The following is a 20,248-nucleotide window of genomic DNA, read 5'->3' on the forward strand; positions in this document are numbered from 1 at the left end:
GCCTATCGGCCTCGGATGATGCGCCGCAGTTTCCCCACCCTGGTCGCGATTTCGCGCTCGGCACCGTGTTCGGTGGGTTCGTAGTAGTTCACGCCGACCAGTTCGTCGGGCGGATACTGCTGCCCCAGCACGCCACCCGGACTGCTGTGCGGGTATTTGTATCCGACGGCGTTACCCAACCCCTGGGCACCCTTGTAGTGGCCGTCGCGTAGATGCGGCGGCACCGATCCGGACTTGCCTGCGGCGACGTCGGCCATGGCCGCTCCGAGTGCGCCGATCACGGCACCGGACTTGGGCGCTGTCGCCAGGTGAATGGTTGCCTGCGCCAGCGCCAGTCGCGCCTCCGGCATCCCGATCATCTGCACGGCACTCGCCGCGGCGGTGGCCGTCTGCAGTGCGGTGGGATCGGCCATCCCGATGTCCTCGCTCGCATGGACGACGAGCCGCCGCGCGATGAAACGGGCGTCCTCCCCCGCGGTGATCATGCGTGCGAGGTAATGAAGTGCGGCATCGACGTCGGATCCCCTGATCGACTTGATGAACGCGCTGATGACGTCGTAGTGCTGGTCGCCGTCACGGTCGTAGCGCACCGCGGCCTTGTCGACACTGGCCTCGACCGTCGCGAGGTCCAGCGTTCCGTCGGTTGCGGCACCCGCTGCCGCCTCGAGGGCCGTCAACGCTCGGCGGGCGTCACCGGCCGCGAGCCGCACCAGGTGATCCATTGCGTCCTCGGCGATGGTCACCGCACCGTCCAGGCCTCGGGGATCGTTTGCCGCACGGGTCAGCAACAGTTCGATGTCCTCGGAGCCGAGCGGCTGCAATTGCAGCACCAGCGATCTCGACAGCAGTGGTGACACCACCGAGAAGGACGGATTCTCCGTCGTGGCGGCCACGAGCAACACGATTCGGTTCTCGACGGCGGCGAGCAGTGCGTCCTGCTGCGTCTTGGAGAAACGGTGAACCTCGTCGATGAACAACACGGTCTGCTCACCGGACAACAGCCGGCGGCGCGCGAGTTCGATGACGTTGCGCACTTCCTTGACCCCGGCCGAGAGGGCGGACAACGCCTCGAACTTGCGACCGGTCGCCCCCGAGATCAACGACGCCAGCGTGGTTTTTCCTGTTCCGGGCGGGCCGTACAGCATCACCGAGGACGCTCCGGATCCCTCGACGAGACGACGCAACGGTGCGCCGGGTGCCAGCAGATGAGACTGTCCGACGACCTCGTCGAGCGTCGTCGGTCGCATGCGCACAGCGAGCGGTGCGTCGGGGCGCGTGTACGTGGAAGTCGGACGCGGCTGGTCGATCATCGGATCCGGTGCCGCGGGCGGATCGAACAATCCGTCGCCGTCCGACTCGTCGTCCGAGATGTCACTTCCGAAACCGCCGCTCACTGGTCGAACGCTACCGATTCGACGGTACGAAAGGCGAACGCGTTCGCGCTCAGCGGTCCCGCTTCGCGCGCAGAGCGGACACGACCGACTCGGCGTAGTCGGCGATATCGGGCTCTCCCGAACGCACTGCGCTGTCCTGGAGCACCGACCAACGCGAAATCAGCGCCTGCGACCGCGGTACCGACAGCTGATGTGCGCGCGCCGCGGCAATTCGAGTGTGATCGTCGGGTAGGAACCAGTACGTGGTCAGCCACACCCAGATCAACCTCGCGTCGAGCAGCTTGGTAGCCAGCACGTGGTCGTCCGCCAGTGCAGGCCAGATGCCGACGACCTCCGAACGCCACGCGTCGATCATGGCCTGCTCGCGATCGTGCGAGAGCTCGAAACTGCACAGACACCCCGGGAACGATGCCAACGCGTACGTGATGTCGAGAGTGGCGTCTCGAAAACCGCCCCACTCGTAGTCGAGGAATCGAACGCCCTCGTCGTTGACGATGATGTTGTCGGGACACAGATCCGACGGGCTGAAGGCACGGAACGCTCCGTGTGCGAACAGCCGTCCGCTGCGCGAGACCCGTTCGAGAAGGACGTCCGGTGGTGCCCCTACTCCGAGCAATCCGGTCAACATGCCGGGTACTGCGGCGAGGGCGTCGGGTATCTGCGCGGAAATTCCGTCTGCCGAGTCGGGCTGGCCGACCCGCCGAAGCAATGCTGCGAAATCGTCCTCACGGCCCACGGTTGCCGCATGCATGCGCCCGAGCGCCTGAGCCATGGCCATCAACGAGTTGGTGACCATCGATGCATCGGAACTGCGCAGCAGCGTGGGGATCGCACTGGCGTCACCGAGGTCGCTCAGAATCAACAGCCGAGCATCGAGATCGTAGGCGTGCAGCTCCGGCCCCGGCCTGCTGTCGGTGGCCAGCGCATTCGCGAACTGGTACGAGGCGGCCTCGCGTAGAAATGCACTCGACCCGGCGACATCGGTGAGCTCGGAATGCAGCTCCGATTCTCCGGGAAGATCGCGCACCTGCTTGACGACAAGGGTTCGCGGAAGCTGAAAAGGATTCTCGGACACCTTCACTCGCAACACGATGGCTTGGCCACTACCCCCGAGGTCGACGGGATCGATCAGCGTCACCGGTGCCCCGGTGCGCTTGGTCAGTAGTCGCTGGGCTGCTGCCACTACCTCGGATACAGGGTCTGCAAGTGTTGCGGTCATCGTTGTCCAAGCTACCTGTTCGCTACGTCGTACTGTGCCGTGTCGCCGGCTACGAAAGAGACACGATTGTCCGTTTTGCGGCTTTCGAGATCCCATTCGTAGACCCGACCAGCTGGCCGGTTACCCCGAAGCCACCAAAGTATGCAGCGCGAACTACATCGGTGCAACGTCGACCGACACCGCGATCGTGCTCTTCTCGGCCTCGGTGTAGATGACCCCGCGCAACGGCGGAACGTCGGCATAGTCGCGGCCCCAGGCGACCGTCGCGTACCGCTCGTCGACCAGCTGATCATTGGTCGGATCGAAGGCCAGCCAGCGGTCGTCGGGCATCCACACCGCGGCCCACGCATGGGTCGCATCGACACCGATCATGCGTTCCTTGCCCGGTGGCGGTTCCGTGGCGAGATAGCCCGACACGTACCGTGCCGCCAACCCCTGCGACCGCAGACAGGCGATGGCCAACCGAGCGAAGTCCTGACAGACCCCCGAGCGTGCGGCGAGGACGTCGACCACGGTGGTCGATACCGTCGTGGACCCGGACAGATACCGAAAGTCGGTGAAGATCCGGTGCGTCAGATCGACGATGACGTCCGCGAGCGGACGCCCCGGCGTGAAACTGGGCGCGGCGTACGCTCGCACCTCGTCCGTGATCTCCGGCGTCGGCAGATCGAGGGCGAACTCCACCGCCGGTGAACGTGCCGAGTCCGCTGCATCGGTCCTGGTGGGGTCGAACATGGCCATCCGGGCCGATTCCCACGGGGCAGTCGCAGGCCACGACGTGGTCTCGTCCACCGGCCGCGGGTACACCTCGACGAGCGAATCCGCCGTGACGACCAGCTTCTCGTGATCGTTGGTCACGTGGAAGTACACGTCTTCGTTGCCGTAGACATCGACGCCGAACGATTGATCGGTGGGTGGCGGCTCCACCGTGACCGACTTCTCGACGCAGTGCTGCCCGTCCATGTCCCGCGGCGCGAGAAATCCTCGCCCGTAGGACGACGTGACGCGATCGGAGTAGGTGTACGTGGTGATGTGCTTGATTCGGTACCGACGACTCGTCATCGTGCCCCGCTTCCGATCCGCGCACCGACGCTGCCCCACAGCGGCTGGGTACCGCCCGGCAGCGACATGTGCGTCGCGAGAACAACTCGGGACAGTTCTTCGAGCGAATCGTGAATACCGTCCACGAGCTCGATCAGTTCCACCCGCCGCCCGGTGGCGTCGACCGACTCCAGATCACCCGGGTCGACGCGACGCAACCGAACCCGCATCTGCTCGACGAGTTGTTCGGGCCGCGAGCTACCGGACGCATCCGGTAGTGCCCCGAGATCGTCACGTAATCGGTCGAGTTGGTACACGAGTGCGCGAGGGTTGCCGGCGTCGAACAGCAGCAGCTGCGCAACTGCAGCGGGCCGTGCACGACCACTGTTGCGTCGGCGATAGATCACCGAGGACTCTGCCGCAGACAGCACCGAATCGATGACCGCCTGTTCGGTGGACGGCGTCAGGGCGTGACTCAGAGTCGCTGACAGCAATGCTGTCAGTTGCAATCCCCGCTCTATTCGCTTGCCCGCGTCCATCAGGTACCAACCGGCGTCGCGAACCATCGACTCCGACGCCAGTCCGGACAGCGCGAGCAGACCGCGCAGCACGCTCGATTGCGATGCAGCCAGCTGGGCACCGTTGTTGACGGCCGACTCGCCCAACTCATCGAGCGCGGTGTCGATGCGAGCGAGCACTGCCCAGGTGTCGTTCGAGAGTTGATCGCGCACCGCACGAGCTGCCTGTTGCATCCGGTCGACCGACTGCGCCAGTGAACCGAGGCGCTCCACCGAGAGCATCAGCGAGCGCATTTCGGCCATCGCATCGGCGCGGATCGTCTCGTCCAGGAATCCCGGTCCCGTGCGCGATACCTTCGTGACCGCTTCCAGCAGAAGCGGCAGGCTGTCGCTGCCGTCGAGCCACGGCATCGAGCGATAGTCCTGATCCCGCTCCCGGGCGGCGATGAGCAGACGTGTCATGTCCTCCGCGCGTTCGCTGTACCGACCGAACCAGAAGAGATCGCCCAGCACACGCGGGGAACTGACCACCTCGACGTTGGACGCGGCGTACTGCGGCAACTCCTCCACCGTGGCAGGTGGGGTGTGCGGAGCAGAATCGGCCGGAGTGACCCTCTCCACCGACTTGACCCACACGTCCTTGGAGGCGACGGTGATCAGTGGTTCGGTGACCGGCGCCGTGATCATGACCTGACCCAGACCGCCTCGCATCGGGGTGTAGCCGACCCGCTGCGCGACGGTGAACAAGCGCATTCCGACCTGGGCCGGAGCAACCGCCAACTGCTCCCCCGACCCGCTGCCCCACGACGAACCCACCGGAGCCAGCGAGAACTCCGGCACTTCCTGACCGGTCCATTTCCACGGAGCTGCCTCGACCTCGTCCCACAGCGCCCGGGCCGCCTGCTCGGTGAGATCGTGACCCACGACCGCGCGTCGGGACACGGTGGATCTCAATACCAGCGATCGGAAGCGAGTTCGCATGTGCGAGAGTGCGATCGGATCACCGCCCCAATAGGTGGGGACCGAATCGAGAGTCAGATCCTCATCCAGCAGAGCCCGGCTCAGAGCCGGCAGCAACGGTGTCAGTGCGGGATTCTCGAGGACTCCGCTACCGAGAGTGTTGACCACGCTCACCGCACCGCGCCGCAGGACCTCGACCAGACCGACCACACCCAGATGCGAATCCGGACGCAGATCGAGCGGGTCGACGAACTCGGCGTCGACGCGTCGTAACACCACGTCCACCCGTCGCAGTGTGCCGAGCGAACGCATCCACAAACAGCCGTCCCGCACCACCAGATCGGCGTTCTCGACGAGCGGGAAGCCCAGAACCGTTGCCAGATAAGCCTGATCGAACGCCGTCTCGGAATGCGACCCCGGCGTCAACACCACCACGACAGGATCCTCGGCGGACGCGGGTGCAGCGTCACGCAGCGCCAAGCGCATCGCCCGAGCGAACGTCGACAGCGGCCTCGGATTGCTCGCCTGGAACAGCTCCGGCATCGCCCGCGACATCACTCGCCGATCGGCCAGCGCATACCCCACCCCGGACGGTGCCTGAGTGCGATCCGCAACGACCGAGAACCGGCCGTCGGACCCGCGCGCGATGTCGGCTGCGTGCATGAACAACTGATGCGGACCCGGAACGGTGATGGCATGAGCAGGCCGAAGATAGCCGGGGTTGCCGAAGATCAGCTCGGGCGGAATCAGACCGCGCCGGACTGTCTCCTGCGCTCCGTAGATGTCGGTCAGGATGGCGTCGAGCAGCTGCGAACGCTGGACCAGCCCCGCTTCGAGCCGATCCCATTCGTCCGCTGCAACGACGTACGGGACGCTGTCCAGTCCCCACCGCACGGAACTGGGCCCGGGCTCGTTGCCGCCCGTCGGAATCGGGTTGTAGGTGATTCCGTGGTCGTCGACCAGCCGGCTGACCCGAGACTGCAACGTCTGCATCGCACCCGGGCCGGCGTCGCGCATACCGTCGACCAGCTCCGCCCAGTGCGGACGCACCGTGTCGTCGGCACCGAGCATCTCGTCGAACAGATCTCTGCGACCCGTCACGGCCTCACGTCGACCGTGGTATTCGAGCCACGGTGACACCAGGTCGGGAGACGCGGGGTCGGGCGCACCGGCCGCCGTCTCGTTGCGGCCCGCCTCACTGTGAGCGGTATCCACGGGCACCATCGAGCCGTTGTTCCTTCCGTCGGTCGATCACACCCCGTCGCCGGATGACGCGTGGTCGTTGCCGAATCCACCCGTTCCGCGTCGGACCGCAATCGCTACCGGTCGACTCGTTCTTTTCTGCCCGCCTCAGGACGTGTGAACCCCGGTCCGGCGCAGGTCCAGCATGCCGGGCGCAGTCACGTCGATCGCTTGGCGAGCGTGCATCTCGAGCAATCTTGCTATGTCCACCTTGCCGGACGTGAACCCGCCCTCCTCGAACCGGCCGTTGCGTCGCGCTTCCGCCTCGACCGAATTGACCGGTGGACCGTCATAGGACCGACCGCCGGGGTGCACCACGTGATACGAACACCCACCGACTGCGCGCCCGGTCTGCATCTCCACCAGATCGAATCGCAAGGGACTTTGTACCTCGATCGTGGGATGCAGCGCGCTCGGCGGTTGCCAGGCGCGATAGCGCACTCCGGCGACCTGAACATCCTGTTGCTCGGTACGCAACATCGGTACCGGCACCCCGTTGCACGTCAACAGGTAGCGGCCCACATCGGCACCGGCAACGCGAACCTGGATGCGCTCGACCGAGGAATCCACGTAACGCGCCGTGCCCGACGACGTCGACTCCTCCCCGAGCGTGTTCCACGGCTCGATCGCACCGCGCAGTTCGATCTCGGCATCGCCGACGACGGTGGTACCGATGCGCGGAAAACGAAACTCGGTGAACGGGTCCAGCCAGCTGGTATCGAATTCGATGCCGTGCTCGCGGAGGTCCTCGGCGACCCGGCCGATATCACCGATCACGAAGTGCGGCAACATGTATCGACCGTGCAGGTTGGCACCGTGCCGAATCAGTGGTGCTTCGAGCGGGGTATCCCAGAATCGCGAGACCATCGAGCGCACGAGCAAGGACTGCACCATCGCCATCTGATGATGCGGCGGCATCTCGAATCCGCGAAGTTCGAGCAGACCGAGCCTGCCGCGGGTGGAGTCGGGGCTGTACAGCTTGTCGACGCAGAACTCGGCACGGTGCGTGTTCCCGGTGATGTCGGTGAGCAGGTGCCGCAGCGCCCGATCGACGACCCACGGCGATGCCGAACGGTCGGCACCGGTCAGACGCTTGATCTCGCTGAACGCAACCTCGAGCTCGTAGAGCGACTCCTCACGACCTTCGTCGGCTCGGGGGGCCTGCGAGGTGGTACCGATGAATCGACCCGAGAACAGGTACGACAGCGACGGGTGACGTTGCCAGTGTGTCAACAGAGACACCAGCAGGTCCGGTCGGCGCAGCACCGGCGAATCGGACGGTGTGACGCCACCCAGAGTGATGTGGTTGCCACCGCCGGTGCCGCGGGTGGTGCCGTCGTTGTCGAAACCCTCGGTACTCAACCGTGATTTACGCGCCTCGAGATACAAGCGCTCCATCAGCTCGTTCTGCTCCGCCCACGACGACGTCGGCTGAACGTTCACCTCGATGACCCCGGGATCCGGAGTGACCGTGAGGGTTTGGATACGGGGATCCGAAGGCGGGCCGTAACCCTCGAGGACGACCGGTGTCTCGATCGCGGATGCGGCGCGCTCCACCCGAGAGACCAGATCGACGAAGTCGTCCAATCGATCCATCGGCGGCATGAACACGTGCAGTACGCCGTCGCGTACCTCGGCGACCAGTGCGGTCACCGCAGTTCCACCCACTCCGGACGTCTCCCGCACCGCCTGCGCGTAGCGCGACTCGGCCGGGTCGACGGCCCGGGGTGGTTGCTGCGTCAGCTGCGGGGTCGGCAGATCGGGTTTCGGTGCGGTGGGATCGGCCGGGTTCTCGACCGGACCCCCGTCCCACGAGATCGCTCGTAGCGGCAGACGGAGCCCGGCGGGAGAATCCCCCTCCAACAACACGATTCGCCCACGTCGCAGCTTCCAGTCTGCGCTCTGCCAGCCAGTGCCGTCCTCGGTCCGCGAGATCGGCAGCACGAATGCCGCCGGTTCGTCGGTACTGGCGTCGAGCCGTTCGAGGAGAAGCCTTCTCGCAGCTGCGGAATCTGTCCCCGGTTCGAGATCGTCGGCGTCGGCCGGCGGATCCCCGTACGGCTGACGCACCAGATCCAACAGCTTCACGAGCGGGTCCTCGTAGGCCGGACGCGCTTGCGAGGCGGGCAGACCCAATCCGTCGACCAGTCGGTCGATCAGCTTCTGCGATACGGAATTGTCGACTGGATCAGGACGCAGATCGTCCGCCGACCACGGATCGGCTATGAGGTCCGAGTCGTGCCACAGTGCCTGGCCGTCGGTGCGCCAGAACAAACCCACCTGCCATCGTGGGAGAGGCTCACCGGGATACCATTTGCCCTGGCTGCGCTGGACCATGCCGTCGGGCGCGTAGATGGTTCGAAGTCGTTCTGCGAGAACGCTGGCCAGCTTGCGCTTGTGCGGACCGTCTGCGGTGGTGTTCCACTCGGGCGCTTCCTGGTTCTCGATGGCGACGAACGTCGGCTCACCACCGACGGTCAATCGAATGTCCTGGTCGAGCATGCGCCGGTCGATCTTCTCAGCCGTGGCCTCGATCGCGTCCCACTGCTCGGCCGTGTATGGCAACGTTGTACGCGGATCCTCGTGAACACGCACCACAGTGTTCGAGAAGTCCAGTTCGGCTGTGCATTTGCTCGTCGCGCCGGAAATTGCGGCCGCGGTCGACGGATGCGGCGTGGCCGACAGTGGAATGTGCCCCTCGCCGGCGAACAGGCCCGAGGTGGGGTCCATTCCGACCCAACCGGCACCGGGGAGATACACCTCGGTCCAGGCGTGCAGGTCGGTGAAGTCCTCGACCGGCCCGGACGGACCGTCCAGCGATTTCACGTCCGAGGACAATTGGACGAGGTAACCCGAGACGAAACGCGCGGCCAGGCCCATCTGACGAAGGACCGACACCAGCAACCACGCGGAGTCGCGGCACGATCCCACGGCGGACGTCAACGTCAGGTCCGGGGTCTGCACTCCGGGCTCCATCCGCACGGAGTAGCCGACGTCCGCCATCACGGCCTGATTGGCCATGACGAGAAAGTCGATGGTGCGCAACGATTCTCCCCGCTCGACGACGGCGGCCTGCAGCTTTTCCACCCACGCGGACACGACCGGTCCGGGCCCGGAACCGGCCTTGTCCTCGTCCACCGGGCGAAGATAGGGCTCGAGATCGGGCAGATCGTGTTCCTCGTATGCGAAGCCGAAGTGCTCCGCCCATTCCTCGACGAAAAAATCCAACGGATTGATCGACGCCATGTCCGCAACGAGTCCGACCGTGATGGACAGATGGTCGGTTCGCTCGGGGAACACCACGCGGGCGAGAAAGTTGCCGAAGACGTCCTGCTGCCAGTTGACGAAATGCTCGGCCGGCTCGATCTTCAGCGAATACGCCTCGATGGGAGTGCGCGAATGCGGTGCCGGTCGCAGCCTGATCTCGTGCGGAAAGATCTTGACCGTGCGGTCGAATCGGTAACTGGTGCGATGTTCGAGTGCAACCTTGATGCCCACGGCGAGCCCCTCGTGATAGTCCCGGTATGGGTAGAAACAACAACCCTAGTGGGCCCCGGCCCGGTGCGCTCGGCAAGAATTCGAACCATCGACGATGCCCGACGGTATTCGGGCCCGCACGACCGTCCACGTGTCGAACGCCTTGACACGCCTCATCGGTCTACGGTTCGCTCAGCTTCGAAAATGCGGACGAATCGTCGACGTACCACGCCAGACATGAAGGGTGAACCGTGAGTGAAAACCCGCCCGACGGACCGCAATACGGTCGCGGACCCAACCCGGACCAGCCGGACCCGAACACGCCGCAGACACCGGGAAACGGGTACCCACCACCCGGCAACTACCCGCATCAGGGCAGCTACCCGCCACCGCCCGGCAACTACCCGCCCCAAGGCAACTACCCGCCTCAGGGCGGCTATCCTCCCCCTCCCGGAAACTACCCACCGCCGCCCGGAAACTACCCACCTCAGGGCGGCTATCCGCCTCCGGGCGGCTACCCACCCCCTCCCGGAAACTACCCACCGCCGCCGGGAAACTACGGGAACTACGGAAATCAGAACTACGGACAGACACCTCTCGGACCCAACCCCGGTCGACTCGACGTCGGTGCTGCACTGAGCTACGGCTTCGACAAGTTCAAGGCCAACACCGGACCGTGGCTCGGTATCACGGCCATCGTGTGGGCGGTCAGCGTCGCCGTGTTCATCGTCACGTTCGCATCGACCCTGACGGCCGCGGTCGCTGCTGCCGACCGAGGTGAAAGTACTGCCGTCGCGGCGACGTCGGGCGCATTCCTGGTGGTGACCACGATCGCGACATTCGTGTCCTACTTCGTGAATGCGGCATACGTACGGGGAGCGTTGGACGAAACGGGTGGGCCACAGAAGCCGACGTTCGGCAGGTTCTTCCAACTCACGAACGTTCCGCAGATTGCGGTACTGGCTGTGATCTGGACGGTGGCCAGCGTCGTGCTGAGCTTCGTTCCTTTCCTGGGCACCGTCCTGCTGGTCGTGATCGGTTTCCTCGCGAACTTCGCACTGACTTTCCTGATCGATCGAAACCAGTCGGCGATCGAGTCGATCAAGTCGTCCATCGACCTGACGGTCAAGAACTTCGGCCCGGTCCTGCTGCTGTTGCTGGCCCTCGCCGCCATCAACTTCATCGGCATTGTGCTGTGCGGCCTCGGTCTGCTCGTCACCCTTCCGGTCTCGGTGATCGCCACCAACTACGCCTACCGCGTACTCACCGGCGGGCCCCTGACTCCCGCGCGCTGATCTCGCACCACGACAGACGCGAATGTCCCCGTAACGCACTGCGTTACGGGGACATTCGTTCTTGCGGACCTCGGGTGGAGGCTAGGCCTCTGTCGGCGCTTCTTCCTTCTTCTCCGGCGTGAAGTCGACGCCCGATTCCTTGCGCTGCTGCGCGGTGATCGGTGCGGGCGCGTCGGTCAACGGGTCGATGCCGCCACCGGACTTGGGGAATGCGATGACCTCACGGATGGAATCGACTCCGGCAAGCAGCGCGGTGATGCGATCCCAACCGAACGCGATTCCGCCGTGCGGCGGCGCGCCGTAGCTGAAGGCATCGAGAAGGAAGCCGAACTTCTCCTGGGCCTCTTCCTTGCCGATCCCCATGATCGCGAACACTCGTTCCTGAATGTCCTTGCGGTGGATACGAATACTGCCGCCGCCGATCTCGTTTCCGTTGCAGACGATGTCGTAGGCGTAGGCCAGAGCAGATCCCGGATCGGTGTCGAATGTGTCCATCGACTCCGGCTTCGGCGACGTGAACGCATGGTGCACGGCCGTCCACGCCCCGGACCCGACGGCGACGTCGCCACTGGCGGTGGCGTCGGACGTGGGCTCGAACAGCGGCGCGTCGACGACCCACACGAACGCCCACGCCTTGGGGTCGATCAGGTCGAGCTTGCGTGCGATCTCGCCGCGCACGGCGCCGAGCAGTCCGCGGGAGGCCTTGACCGGACCGGCGGAGAAGAAGATCGTGTCGCCGTTCTTCGCGCCGACGTGCGCAGCGAGGCCGTCCCGTTCGGCGTCGGTCAGGTTCTTCGCGACCGGGCCGCCGAGGGTGCCGTCCTCACCGACCAGGACGTAGGCCAGGCCCTTGTGGCCACGCTGCTTGGCGAATTCCTGCCAACGGTCGAGTTGCTTGCGCGGCTGCGACGCACCGCCGGGCATGACGACCGCACCGACGTACGGAGCCTGAAAGACGCGGAACGTGGTGTCGGAGAAGAAGTCCGTGCACTCGACCAGTTCGATGTCGAATCGAAGATCGGGCTTGTCGGAGCCGTACCGGCGCATGGCCTCGGCATAGGTGATCCGCGGGATGGGTGCCGTGAAGTGGTGCCCGACGAGCTTCCACAGAGACGCCAGAATTTCCTCGGCCAACAGGATGACGTCGTCCTGGGTGACGAAGCTCATCTCGACGTCGAGCTGGGTGAACTCGGGCTGACGATCGGCACGGAAGTCTTCGTCTCGATAGCAGCGAGCGATCTGGTAGTACCGCTCGATACCGCCGACCATCAGCAGCTGCTTGAACAGCTGTGGGCTCTGCGGCAGTGCGTAGAAGCTACCCGGCTGCAGACGAGCGGGAACGAGGAAATCCCGTGCGCCTTCGGGGGTGGACCGCGTCAGCGTCGGGGTCTCGACCTCGACGAACTCGTGGTGCGCCAGAACCGATCGGGCGGCGGCGTTGACGTGCGAACGCAGTCGAATGGCATGGCCGGGGCCCTCACGGCGCAAGTCGAGGTAGCGGTATTTGAGGCGTGCTTCCTCACCGGGCTGATCGTCGAGCTGGAACGGCAACGGTGCGGCCTCGGACAACACCTCGATCTCGGATGCCTCGACCTCGATGGCGCCGGTGGGGATCTCGTAGTTCGCGTTGCCCTCCGGACGACCCTCGACCTTGCCGGTCACCTTCACCACGTACTCGGCGCGCAGTCGGTGGGCCTGCTCGAGTGCTGCTCCCTCGCGGAAGACGACCTGAGACACACCGGAGGCGTCACGCAGATCGATGAAGATGACGCCACCGTGGTCGCGTCGACGGGCCACCCATCCCGTCAACGTCACAGTTCGGTCGACGTGCTCGGGGCGTAATGAGCCGGCGAGATGGGTGCGCAGCACGGGTGTCCTTTCGAGAAAAATCCGCTGATCGTGTTCTTCGCTCACCGATCCTACGGAGCCCATCACCATAGAAGGAAACGAGATGCCGTCCCGGCATGCGAAGCTAAGGCCGACAGTGGCGGCATCGGTTCGCACCGCATATGCGGGCTCGGCGGAGGGGAACTCCAACATGACGTTCAGAGAAGGCTCGCAAACGACACCGGGCCGAGTCTCCGTCGGCGGTGGCGGCGGAGGCGGCGGACGCGGCAAGTTGGCGATCGGCGGTGGTGCCGGTGGACTGGTCATCATCGTCCTCGCGCTGCTTTTCGGCGGCGACCCGGGAGCAATCCTGAACCAGATCAGCGGTGGCGACAGCTCTGCGGGTCAGAACGGCTCCGGGACGTCGGGAACTCTCGACTGTGACGTCGCAGACGCGAACAGCAACGTCGATTGCCGTATCGACTTCACCGTAGGAAGTCTGGACACCGTCTGGGAATCTCAGCTCCAAGCCCAGACCGGCGTCGCCTACGTTCAGCCCGGCGTGAATCTGTTCTCGGGAGCAACGAACACCGGCTGCGGTAACGCCACCAGTGCCGTCGGGCCGTTCTACTGCCCGGCCGATTCCACGGCGTATTTCGATACGAGCTTCTTTCAGGTCCTCGTCGATCAATTCGGCTCCAGCGGTGGGCCACTGGCACAGGAGTACGTCGTCGCGCACGAGATCGGCCACCACATCCAGAACCAGCTGGGCGACATCGGGCGCGCACAGCAAGACCCTCAGGGTGCCGAGTCCGGTGGCGTGCGGGTGGAATTGCAAGCCGATTGCTACGCCGGAATCTGGGCGCACTACGCGGCCGAGACCGTCGACCCGAAGAGCGGCGTCCCATTTCTGGAACCGCTGACCTCCGCCCAGATCGACGACGCACTGTCGGCCGCATCCTCGGTGGGCGACGACCGGATTCAGCAGGCGTCCACCGGCCGGGTCAACCCCGAAGGCTGGACGCACGGCTCCTCCGCCCAACGCCAGGCGTGGTTCTCCACCGGTTACGAGACCGGACAAGTGGCGGCCTGCGACACGTTCTCGGCTCGCGACCTCGACAATCCCTGAACCAGTACTACTCAGAACAGCGTGAGTGCCGGCCCCGAGGCAACCAACCCGCGGGGTTCGGCAGGCTCGTTCGCGGGCAACGCGCGGGTCTGGTCGGCGGCGAAACCGTAGGTGTCGAGCAGCGGATCGATTCTCGCCTTCAGCCACTGCTTGTACTCCGGAGTGACGTACGCCCCGTGTCCGTAGAGCTGGCGGTATCTGCGTACCAACGCCGGGTGCTCCTTCACCAGCCAGCTCATGTACCAGTCCTTGGTGCTCGATCGAAGATGCATCGGCAGCGCCGTGACGGTCGTCGCCCCGGCCTCGGCCAGCGCAGCGATCAGCCCGTCGAGTTGTCTGGCTCCGTCGGTGAGAAACGGAATGACCGGCGCCACCAGCACACCGCAGTCGAGTCCCGCATCCCGCACGGCGCGGATGAGGTCCAATCGTGCTCGCGGACTGGGTGTTCCGGGTTCGAGCTGCTTCTGCAGATCTGCATCGTGGATCGCCAGACTGATGCTCACGTGTACGTCGACCTTCTGTGCAGCCAGGGTCAGCAGCGGCAGATCCCGTCGCAACAGCGTTCCCTTGGTCAGGATCGAGAACGGCGTACCCGACTCGGTCAACGCGCGAATGATGCCGGGCATCAACCGATATCGCCCCTCGGCGCGCTGATAGGGATCGGTGTTGGTCCCGAGCGCCACCGGCTCCCGCTTCCAGGATCGACGTGCGAGCTCTTTACGGAGGACTGCCGCAACGTTCGTCTTGACGACGATCTGCGAGTCGAAATCGTTGCCGGAATCGAGGTCCAGGTATTCGTGTGTCGGCCTGGCGAAGCAGTACCGACACGCATGCGAGCATCCGCGCATCGGATTGACGGTCCACGAGAACGGCACCTGCGATTCGCCCGGAACCTCGTTCAGGGCACTCTTGCACAGCACCTCGTGAAATGTGATGCCCTCGAACTCCGGGGTCTGCACGCTGCGGACGAGCCCGGACCGTTCCAGCCCCGGTAGCGCGCCCTCGTCTGCGGCATCGAGAGTCTGACCGGCCCATCGCATGCACACAGTCGAACATTTGTTCTATGCCGTGTCAAGGTCGGCATCGCTCCCCCGCATCCCCCGGTCGGGTCCGGCAGCCGACAAGCGATAGCGTAGGGCCCGAAGTCGATCCTAGGAGTGCACCGCACGTGACCGCCCCGAACACACCGACCCTGGAACCCATTCTGCGCCTGGGCCTCACACTGGGACCAGCCATCGAGATCGGATCGGTGCCCGAAGGCGACCGAGTCGTCACCACCGTCCTCGGCGGGGCCGCACCCGGCCCCGACATCGAGGGCACTCTTGCTGCTCGATCGACCGTCGTCAGCGTCACCCGGCCCGACGGGTGCACCGAGTTCAGCAGCGATCTCGTCCTCGAATTGGCAACCGGCGGTTACCTTTCGCTCGACTATCGTGGAGTCCAGTTCGGACCGGCCGAGGTCATCGACGCTCTGAACGATCCCGACCGAGAGGTCGACCCGGCGACCTACTACTTCCGCGGCACGTTGCGAGTGTCGACCGCTGTTCCGAAGTTCACGTACCTGAACCGGGCCCTTGTCGTCACCTCCGGCTCACGATCGGCCGAGGCCGTGGTGCTCGACGCCTTCCTCGTGACCTGAGAGCCGTCCGCTCATCCGAGCAGCTGCGCGACCTCCCGGTCGGTCAACGTCGCATGCGGAGTGCGACCCTTGCTGCGAACAAGTTCGATCGCTCGGTAGAGAGGGCGCTCGTCGAGCCCGGCGTCGCGCGCCTCGGCCCGCAACTGATCCACCAGCACCGACGCGATAGCCGCCGCGGGAACGAGTTCGGTGGTCCACAGCGAATCGGCGAGCGTGCGCAACGCAAGAATCGGCAGTTCGCGGCCGCCGCCCCTGGTGTAGAGCGCCAACGGCAGAACGATACGAGTACGACCGTCGTAGAGCCGCAGCGAGATCTGGTCGATTCCGGCCGTGCGGATGGTCATTTCCGCCGTCACCACCTCCGGCATGTTCAGCCGTCGGGTACGCAGTCCCCGAGCGCACAGCCGTGGCCCGTCGAGCCACACCCGGCGGCGCAATCCCAGCCAACCCGACAGCGCCGCCGGACCACCGACGATCACTCCGACGAGGACTGCCACCCACACGGGGACGACGAGCGCCAGAACGACGCCCAGCACGACTCCGACCAGTAGCGAACCGACCACGATCTTGCGCAACCGCGGCGCGAGGAACTCCGCCGAGACCAGATCGAGGGCTACCGGACCCGCCGAGGGCCGAGGGTCATCGGCCAAGGTGCACTCCGAGGACGTCGACCACGTCGGCCAACGCGACCGTCTCCTGCTCGCCGTTCGAAAGGTCTTTCATCACGATGGATTCGGCCGACAGCTCTTGATCGCCCAGCACGAGCGCGTATCGGGCTCCCGAACGATCGGCCGCTTTCATCGCTCCCTTCATGCCGCGATTTCCGTACGCCATATCCACGGCAATTCCGCGTTCACGCAACTGCGCCGAGATGTCGACGATCGCAAGTTTGGCCGCGGCACCCATCGGGATGCCGAACACCTGACACCGCGACGTCGTGCCCGCGGTCTTGCCCTCGGCGGCCAACGCGAGGACGGTGCGGTCGACACCGAGCCCGAATCCGATACCCGACAGCGCCTGCCCGCCCAACTGTTCCATCAGGCCGTCGTAGCGGCCGCCGCCGCCGATGCCCGATTGGGCCCCGAGGCCGTCGTGCACGAACTCGAACGTCGTCTTCGTGTAGTAGTCGAGCCCACGGACCATGCGTGGGTTGACCAGGTAGGGAACATTCATCACATCGAGGTAGGCCAGCACCTCGTCGAAGTGTTGCTTCGCAGAATCGGAGAGATGGTCGAGCATCAACGGCGCGTCGGCAGTCATCTCGCGAACCTCCGGCCGCTTGTCGTCGAGAACCCGCAGCGGGTTGATCTCGGCGCGTCGACGCGTGTCCTCGTCCAACGGAAGCGCAAAGAGGAACTGCTGCAGCAACTCTCGATACTGCGGGCGGCAGGTGTCGTCACCGAGCGAGGTGATCTCGAGCCTGAACCCGGTGAGACCGAGGGCGCGGAACCCGGCGTCGGCAACGGCGATGACCTCGGCGTCCAGAGCCGGGTCGTCGACGCCGATCGCCTCGACACCGACCTGCTGCAGTTGTCGGTAGCGGCCGGCCTGCGGGCGCTCGTACCGGAAGAACGGTCCGGCGTAGGCCAACTTGACCGGCAGCGCCCCGCGGTCCAAGCCGTGCTCGATCACAGCGCGCATGACCCCGGCGGTGCCCTCGGGACGCAATGTCACCGATCGGTCGCCTCGATCGGAGAAGGTGTACATCTCCTTGCTGACCACGTCGGTCGATTCGCCGACTCCCCGGGCGAACAACCCGGTGTCCTCGAAGATCGGGAGTTCGATATGGCCGTACCCGGCGGCGCGGGCGGCACCGAGGAGGCCCTCCCGGACAGCGACGAATTCGGCCGAATTCGGGGGGAAGTAATCGGGAATGCCCTTGGGCGCGGAAAAGGTGGTCGGCTTGCTCACGGTCACAGCTTTCCTTGCTCGGGGTCGCCGAGTCCAACGAGGAACGGATTGGACCCGCGCTCCTGACCGATGGAACTCTGTCCGCCGTGTCCGGGGAGCACGACGGTCTCGTCGCGCTGCGGCAGCAACCGCGACGCGATGGACCGTAGTAGTTGATCGTGGTCGCCGCCTGGCAGATCTGTCCGGCCGATCGACCCGGCGAACAAGGTGTCGCCGGTCAGCGCCAACGGAACCGTCCCGTCGGGACCGTTGGCCTCGGTGAGGAACACCACCGAGCCCTGCGTGTGCCCTGGAGTGTGCACGACCGTGAAGTCGATTCCCGCGAGGCTCAGACGTTGCTCGTGCGCCAACTCGATCACCTCGTCCGGCTCGTGGAACTCGAGGTCGCCGAGCACGGCAGCGAGCGTCGGACCGGTCCCTTTGATCGGGTCCGCCAACATGTATCGATCCTCGGGCGCGATGTATGCGGGGATTCCGTACTTCGAGCAGACCGGCTCCACGGACCACGTGTGGTCCAGATGACCGTGGGTCAGCAGCACCGCCGTCGGGGTCAGCGAGGATCGCGTCAGGAACTCGACCAACGGATCGGCGGCATCCTGGCCGGGATCGACCACGACGCACTCGGATGCGTCGTCCTGAGCGAGGATGTAGCAGTTCGTCTGAAACATTCCTGCGGGGAATCCGGTGACGAGCAAGACAATCGCTCCTAAGAGGCAGAGGCCGAAGTACCGAGCCAGCTTAGTGGGGAGGTTCTCGTCGGGTCCCCCCAGCATGCTCTCAGGCAATGATGGCAAACTCGCGTTGGCCGATTGTCGGCCGGCTACCACACGACCCACCCGCTCAGCGAGCAGGCGTGGTCGAACCAGGACAAGCGGGAGGACACGAATTGCCCAGCAACGAGCAACGGCGCGAGGCTGCCAAGCGAAAGCTCGAACGCCAACTCGTACGACGTGCAGAGCGAGCACGACGTCGGAAGCAGTTGACGATCGCCGGCTCCATCCTCGGTGTGGTTGCGGTCGTGGCCGTTGTCTCGGTCGTCTTCGTGGTGACCCGCGGTGACGACGACGCGAGCACGGCGCAGGACTCGACCACGTCTGCACCGGCCGATTCGATCATCGCTGCGGGCCGTACGGAACCGCTGCCCGAGACGGTGAACTGTTCCTACCCAGCCGCCGCGCAGCCGGCCGCCAAGCCCAACACCCCTCCCCGCACCGAGAACATCCCCACCAGCGACGAGCCCTTGAGCTACAGCATGGCCACCACCGCCGGCAACATCGGCCTGACCCTGAACAACCCCGAATCCCCGTGCACGGTGAACAGTTTCGTGTCCCTGGCCAATCAGGGCTACTTCGACGGCACCACCTGCCACCGCCTGACGACGGGTGCCGGCCTGCAGGTGCTGCAGTGCGGCGATCCCACCGGCTCCGGTAGTGGCGGGCCGGGCTACCAGTTCGCCGACGAGTTCCCCACCGACACGTACCCCGAGGGCGATCCTGCCGCGCAGACTCCCGTCCTGTACCCCCGCGGAACCCTGGCGATGGCCAACGCCGGCCCGGGAACCAACGGCAGCCAGTTCTTCCTCGTCTACGGCGATTCGCAACTCCCGCCCGCCTACACCGCCTTCGGCACGATCGACGAGACCGGTCTCGCCACCTTGGATGCCATCGCGGCCAAGGGGGCGCAAGGCGGCGCCTCCGACGGTGCACCGGCCGAGCCGGTGGACATCACCTCGATGCAGAGCGACCTGTGACACGCGTACCCGGTCTGGTGATCGCAGCCTCCGCTGCGGCACTTCTTCTCGCCGGCTGCTCCGGATCGACGGAGACCGCTGCCACGCCCACTCCGGCCGGTTCGACGACCGCTGCCTCGACGTCGGCCACGACGACCACCCCGCGGCCGCCGCTGAATCTGTCGCGGTTCGGTGCGCTGCCGCCCGTTCCGCAGCCGACCACCGATACGGTCTCGTGTGCGTACCCGGCGGAGTCTCCGGCTGCCAAGGAGGTTGCTCCGCCTCCGACCGAGAACATCGACGTCTTCGGAACGGTCGACGTGACGCTGTCGACGACCCAGGGCGACATCGGAATGACGCTCGACCGTACCGAGGCCCCGTGCGCCGTCAACAGTGTGGTCAGCCTGGCTCAGCAGGGCTACTTCGACGGCGCACCGTGTCATCGGTTGACCACGTCCCCCGGCCTTGAAGTGTTGCAATGCGGCGACCCGTCGGGATCGGGCCGTGGCGGCCCCGGCTACAGCTTCGCCAACGAATACCCCACAACGGCGTTCGCCGACGATCCCGCGCAGGCCCAGAACCCGGTCGTCTACCCCCGTGGCACCCTGGCCATGGCCAATGCAGGCCCTGACACCAACGGCAGCCAGTTCTTCCTGGTGTACGCCGACTCGGTGCTGCCGCCGCAGTACACGGTGTTCGGCACCATCTCCGATGCCGGCCTGCAGACCCTGGACACCATTGCGGCCGGTGGAGTCAGCGGCGGTGCAGAGGACGGCGCACCAGCGAATCCGGTGGTCATCACCTCGGCAACCTGAGGTACCGCACGACGACGACAGGGTGAGCAGAAATTTCTGCTCACCCTGTTGT

The 20,248-nt window shown here is 65.5% G+C and carries 15 protein-coding genes; 5 read left to right on the top strand and 10 right to left on the bottom strand.

All coding sequences use genetic code 11. The annotated features are described in order from the left end of the window. Window positions 1-2: 2 nt before the first annotated feature. The 5 genes from J2X62_RS15300 to J2X62_RS15320 form a co-directional block, all read right to left on the bottom strand. Window positions 3-1,310 carry a replication-associated recombination protein A gene (locus tag J2X62_RS15300; protein WP_240934053.1) on the bottom strand — a complete coding sequence of 436 codons (1,308 nt, stop codon included), beginning with the start codon at window positions 1,308-1,310 and terminating at the stop codon, window positions 3-5. Between the two features lie 133 nt (window positions 1,311-1,443). Continuing rightward, window positions 1,444-2,613 carry a kinase gene (locus J2X62_RS15305; protein WP_032372489.1) on the bottom strand — a complete coding sequence of 390 codons (1,170 nt, stop codon included), beginning with the start codon at window positions 2,611-2,613 and terminating at the stop codon, window positions 1,444-1,446. Between the two features lie 153 nt (window positions 2,614-2,766). Then, entirely contained in the window at window positions 2,767-3,675 is a 909-nt protein-coding gene (locus J2X62_RS15310) for a transglutaminase family protein (RefSeq protein ID WP_310181542.1), read from the bottom strand. Next, window positions 3,672-6,356: a circularly permuted type 2 ATP-grasp protein gene (locus J2X62_RS15315; RefSeq protein WP_310181544.1), complete on the bottom strand. Its 2,685-nt coding sequence runs from the start codon at window positions 6,354-6,356 to the stop codon at window positions 3,672-3,674. Before J2X62_RS15315 ends, J2X62_RS15310 begins: the two co-directional genes overlap by 4 nt. 126 nt (window positions 6,357-6,482) lie before the next feature. Beyond that, window positions 6,483-9,872: a transglutaminase family protein gene (locus tag J2X62_RS15320; RefSeq protein ID WP_310181546.1), complete on the bottom strand. Its 3,390-nt coding sequence runs from the start codon at window positions 9,870-9,872 to the stop codon at window positions 6,483-6,485. Window positions 9,873-10,102: 230 nt separating this feature from the next. On the opposite strand from J2X62_RS15320, the gene J2X62_RS15325 reads away from it, so the two are divergent. Beyond that, window positions 10,103-11,146 (top strand): hypothetical protein, encoded by a 1,044-nt coding sequence (locus tag J2X62_RS15325; protein WP_027496962.1) that lies wholly within the window; start codon window positions 10,103-10,105, stop codon window positions 11,144-11,146. Window positions 11,147-11,227: 81 nt separating this feature from the next. Here the strand turns inward: J2X62_RS15325 and aspS are convergent, their stop codons facing one another. Continuing rightward, on the bottom strand, window positions 11,228-13,015 hold the full coding sequence (gene aspS, locus J2X62_RS15330) for an aspartate--tRNA ligase (protein WP_310181806.1): 1,788 nt from the start codon (window positions 13,013-13,015) through the stop codon (window positions 11,228-11,230). A 169-nt stretch (window positions 13,016-13,184) separates the two neighbouring features. Between aspS and J2X62_RS15335 the strand changes: the two genes are divergently transcribed. Beyond that, complete coding sequence (locus J2X62_RS15335) at window positions 13,185-14,102, top strand: neutral zinc metallopeptidase (RefSeq protein ID WP_310181548.1); 918 nt, start codon at window positions 13,185-13,187, stop codon at window positions 14,100-14,102. Between the two features lie 11 nt (window positions 14,103-14,113). On the opposite strand, the gene J2X62_RS15340 is transcribed toward J2X62_RS15335, so the two are convergent. Continuing rightward, a complete protein-coding gene (locus tag J2X62_RS15340) occupies window positions 14,114-15,142 on the bottom strand; it encodes an Rv2578c family radical SAM protein (RefSeq protein ID WP_027496959.1) in 1,029 nt (342 codons plus the stop codon). A 128-nt stretch (window positions 15,143-15,270) separates the two neighbouring features. Between J2X62_RS15340 and J2X62_RS15345 the strand changes: the two genes are divergently transcribed. Beyond that, entirely contained in the window at window positions 15,271-15,741 is a 471-nt protein-coding gene (locus tag J2X62_RS15345) for a DUF3237 domain-containing protein (protein WP_032370476.1), read from the top strand. An 11-nt stretch (window positions 15,742-15,752) separates the two neighbouring features. On the opposite strand, the gene J2X62_RS15350 is transcribed toward J2X62_RS15345, so the two are convergent. From J2X62_RS15350 to J2X62_RS15360, 3 genes are read right to left on the bottom strand one after another with little or no spacing between them, the layout of a single operon-like run. Beyond that, window positions 15,753-16,391, bottom strand: a complete 639-nt coding sequence (locus J2X62_RS15350; protein WP_027496957.1) for a hypothetical protein — start codon at window positions 16,389-16,391, stop codon at window positions 15,753-15,755. Next, the gene (gene hisS / locus J2X62_RS15355; RefSeq protein ID WP_027496956.1) at window positions 16,381-17,652 is read right to left on the bottom strand and encodes a histidine--tRNA ligase; all 1,272 of its coding nucleotides are present in this window, start codon (window positions 17,650-17,652) and stop codon (window positions 16,381-16,383) included. The genes J2X62_RS15350 and hisS overlap by 11 nt, the downstream gene beginning before the upstream one ends. 2 nt (window positions 17,653-17,654) lie before the next feature. Next, on the bottom strand, window positions 17,655-18,347 hold the full coding sequence (locus J2X62_RS15360; RefSeq protein WP_310181552.1) for an MBL fold metallo-hydrolase: 693 nt from the start codon (window positions 18,345-18,347) through the stop codon (window positions 17,655-17,657). A 191-nt stretch (window positions 18,348-18,538) separates the two neighbouring features. On the opposite strand from J2X62_RS15360, the gene J2X62_RS15365 reads away from it, so the two are divergent. After that, window positions 18,539-19,402 (top strand): peptidylprolyl isomerase, encoded by an 864-nt coding sequence (locus J2X62_RS15365; RefSeq protein WP_310181554.1) that lies wholly within the window; start codon window positions 18,539-18,541, stop codon window positions 19,400-19,402. Beyond that, the gene (locus J2X62_RS15370; RefSeq protein WP_310181555.1) at window positions 19,399-20,196 is read left to right on the top strand and encodes a peptidylprolyl isomerase; all 798 of its coding nucleotides are present in this window, start codon (window positions 19,399-19,401) and stop codon (window positions 20,194-20,196) included. The genes J2X62_RS15365 and J2X62_RS15370 overlap by 4 nt, the downstream gene beginning before the upstream one ends. Window positions 20,197-20,248 lie beyond the last annotated feature (52 nt).

The organism is Rhodococcus sp. 3258 (assembly GCF_031456475.1).
GTDB lineage: Bacteria > Actinomycetota > Actinomycetes > Mycobacteriales > Mycobacteriaceae > Rhodococcoides > Rhodococcoides fascians.

Bases quoted from the DNA above. Each gene is read 5' to 3' on its own strand.
- J2X62_RS15300 (WP_240934053.1), bottom strand. From the start codon at position 1,310: ATGATCGACCAGCCGCGTCCGACTTCCACGTACACGCGCCCCGACGCA.
- J2X62_RS15305 (WP_032372489.1), bottom strand. From the start codon at position 2,613: ATGACCGCAACACTTGCAGACCCTGTATCCGAGGTAGTGGCAGCAGCC.
- J2X62_RS15310 (WP_310181542.1), bottom strand. From the start codon at position 3,675: ATGACGAGTCGTCGGTACCGAATCAAGCACATCACCACGTACACCTAC.
- J2X62_RS15315 (WP_310181544.1), bottom strand. From the start codon at position 6,356: ATGGTGCCCGTGGATACCGCTCACAGTGAGGCGGGCCGCAACGAGACG.
- J2X62_RS15340 (WP_027496959.1), bottom strand. From the start codon at position 15,142: ATGCGATGGGCCGGTCAGACTCTCGATGCCGCAGACGAGGGCGCGCTA.
- J2X62_RS15335 (WP_310181548.1), top strand. From the start codon at position 13,185: ATGACGTTCAGAGAAGGCTCGCAAACGACACCGGGCCGAGTCTCCGTC.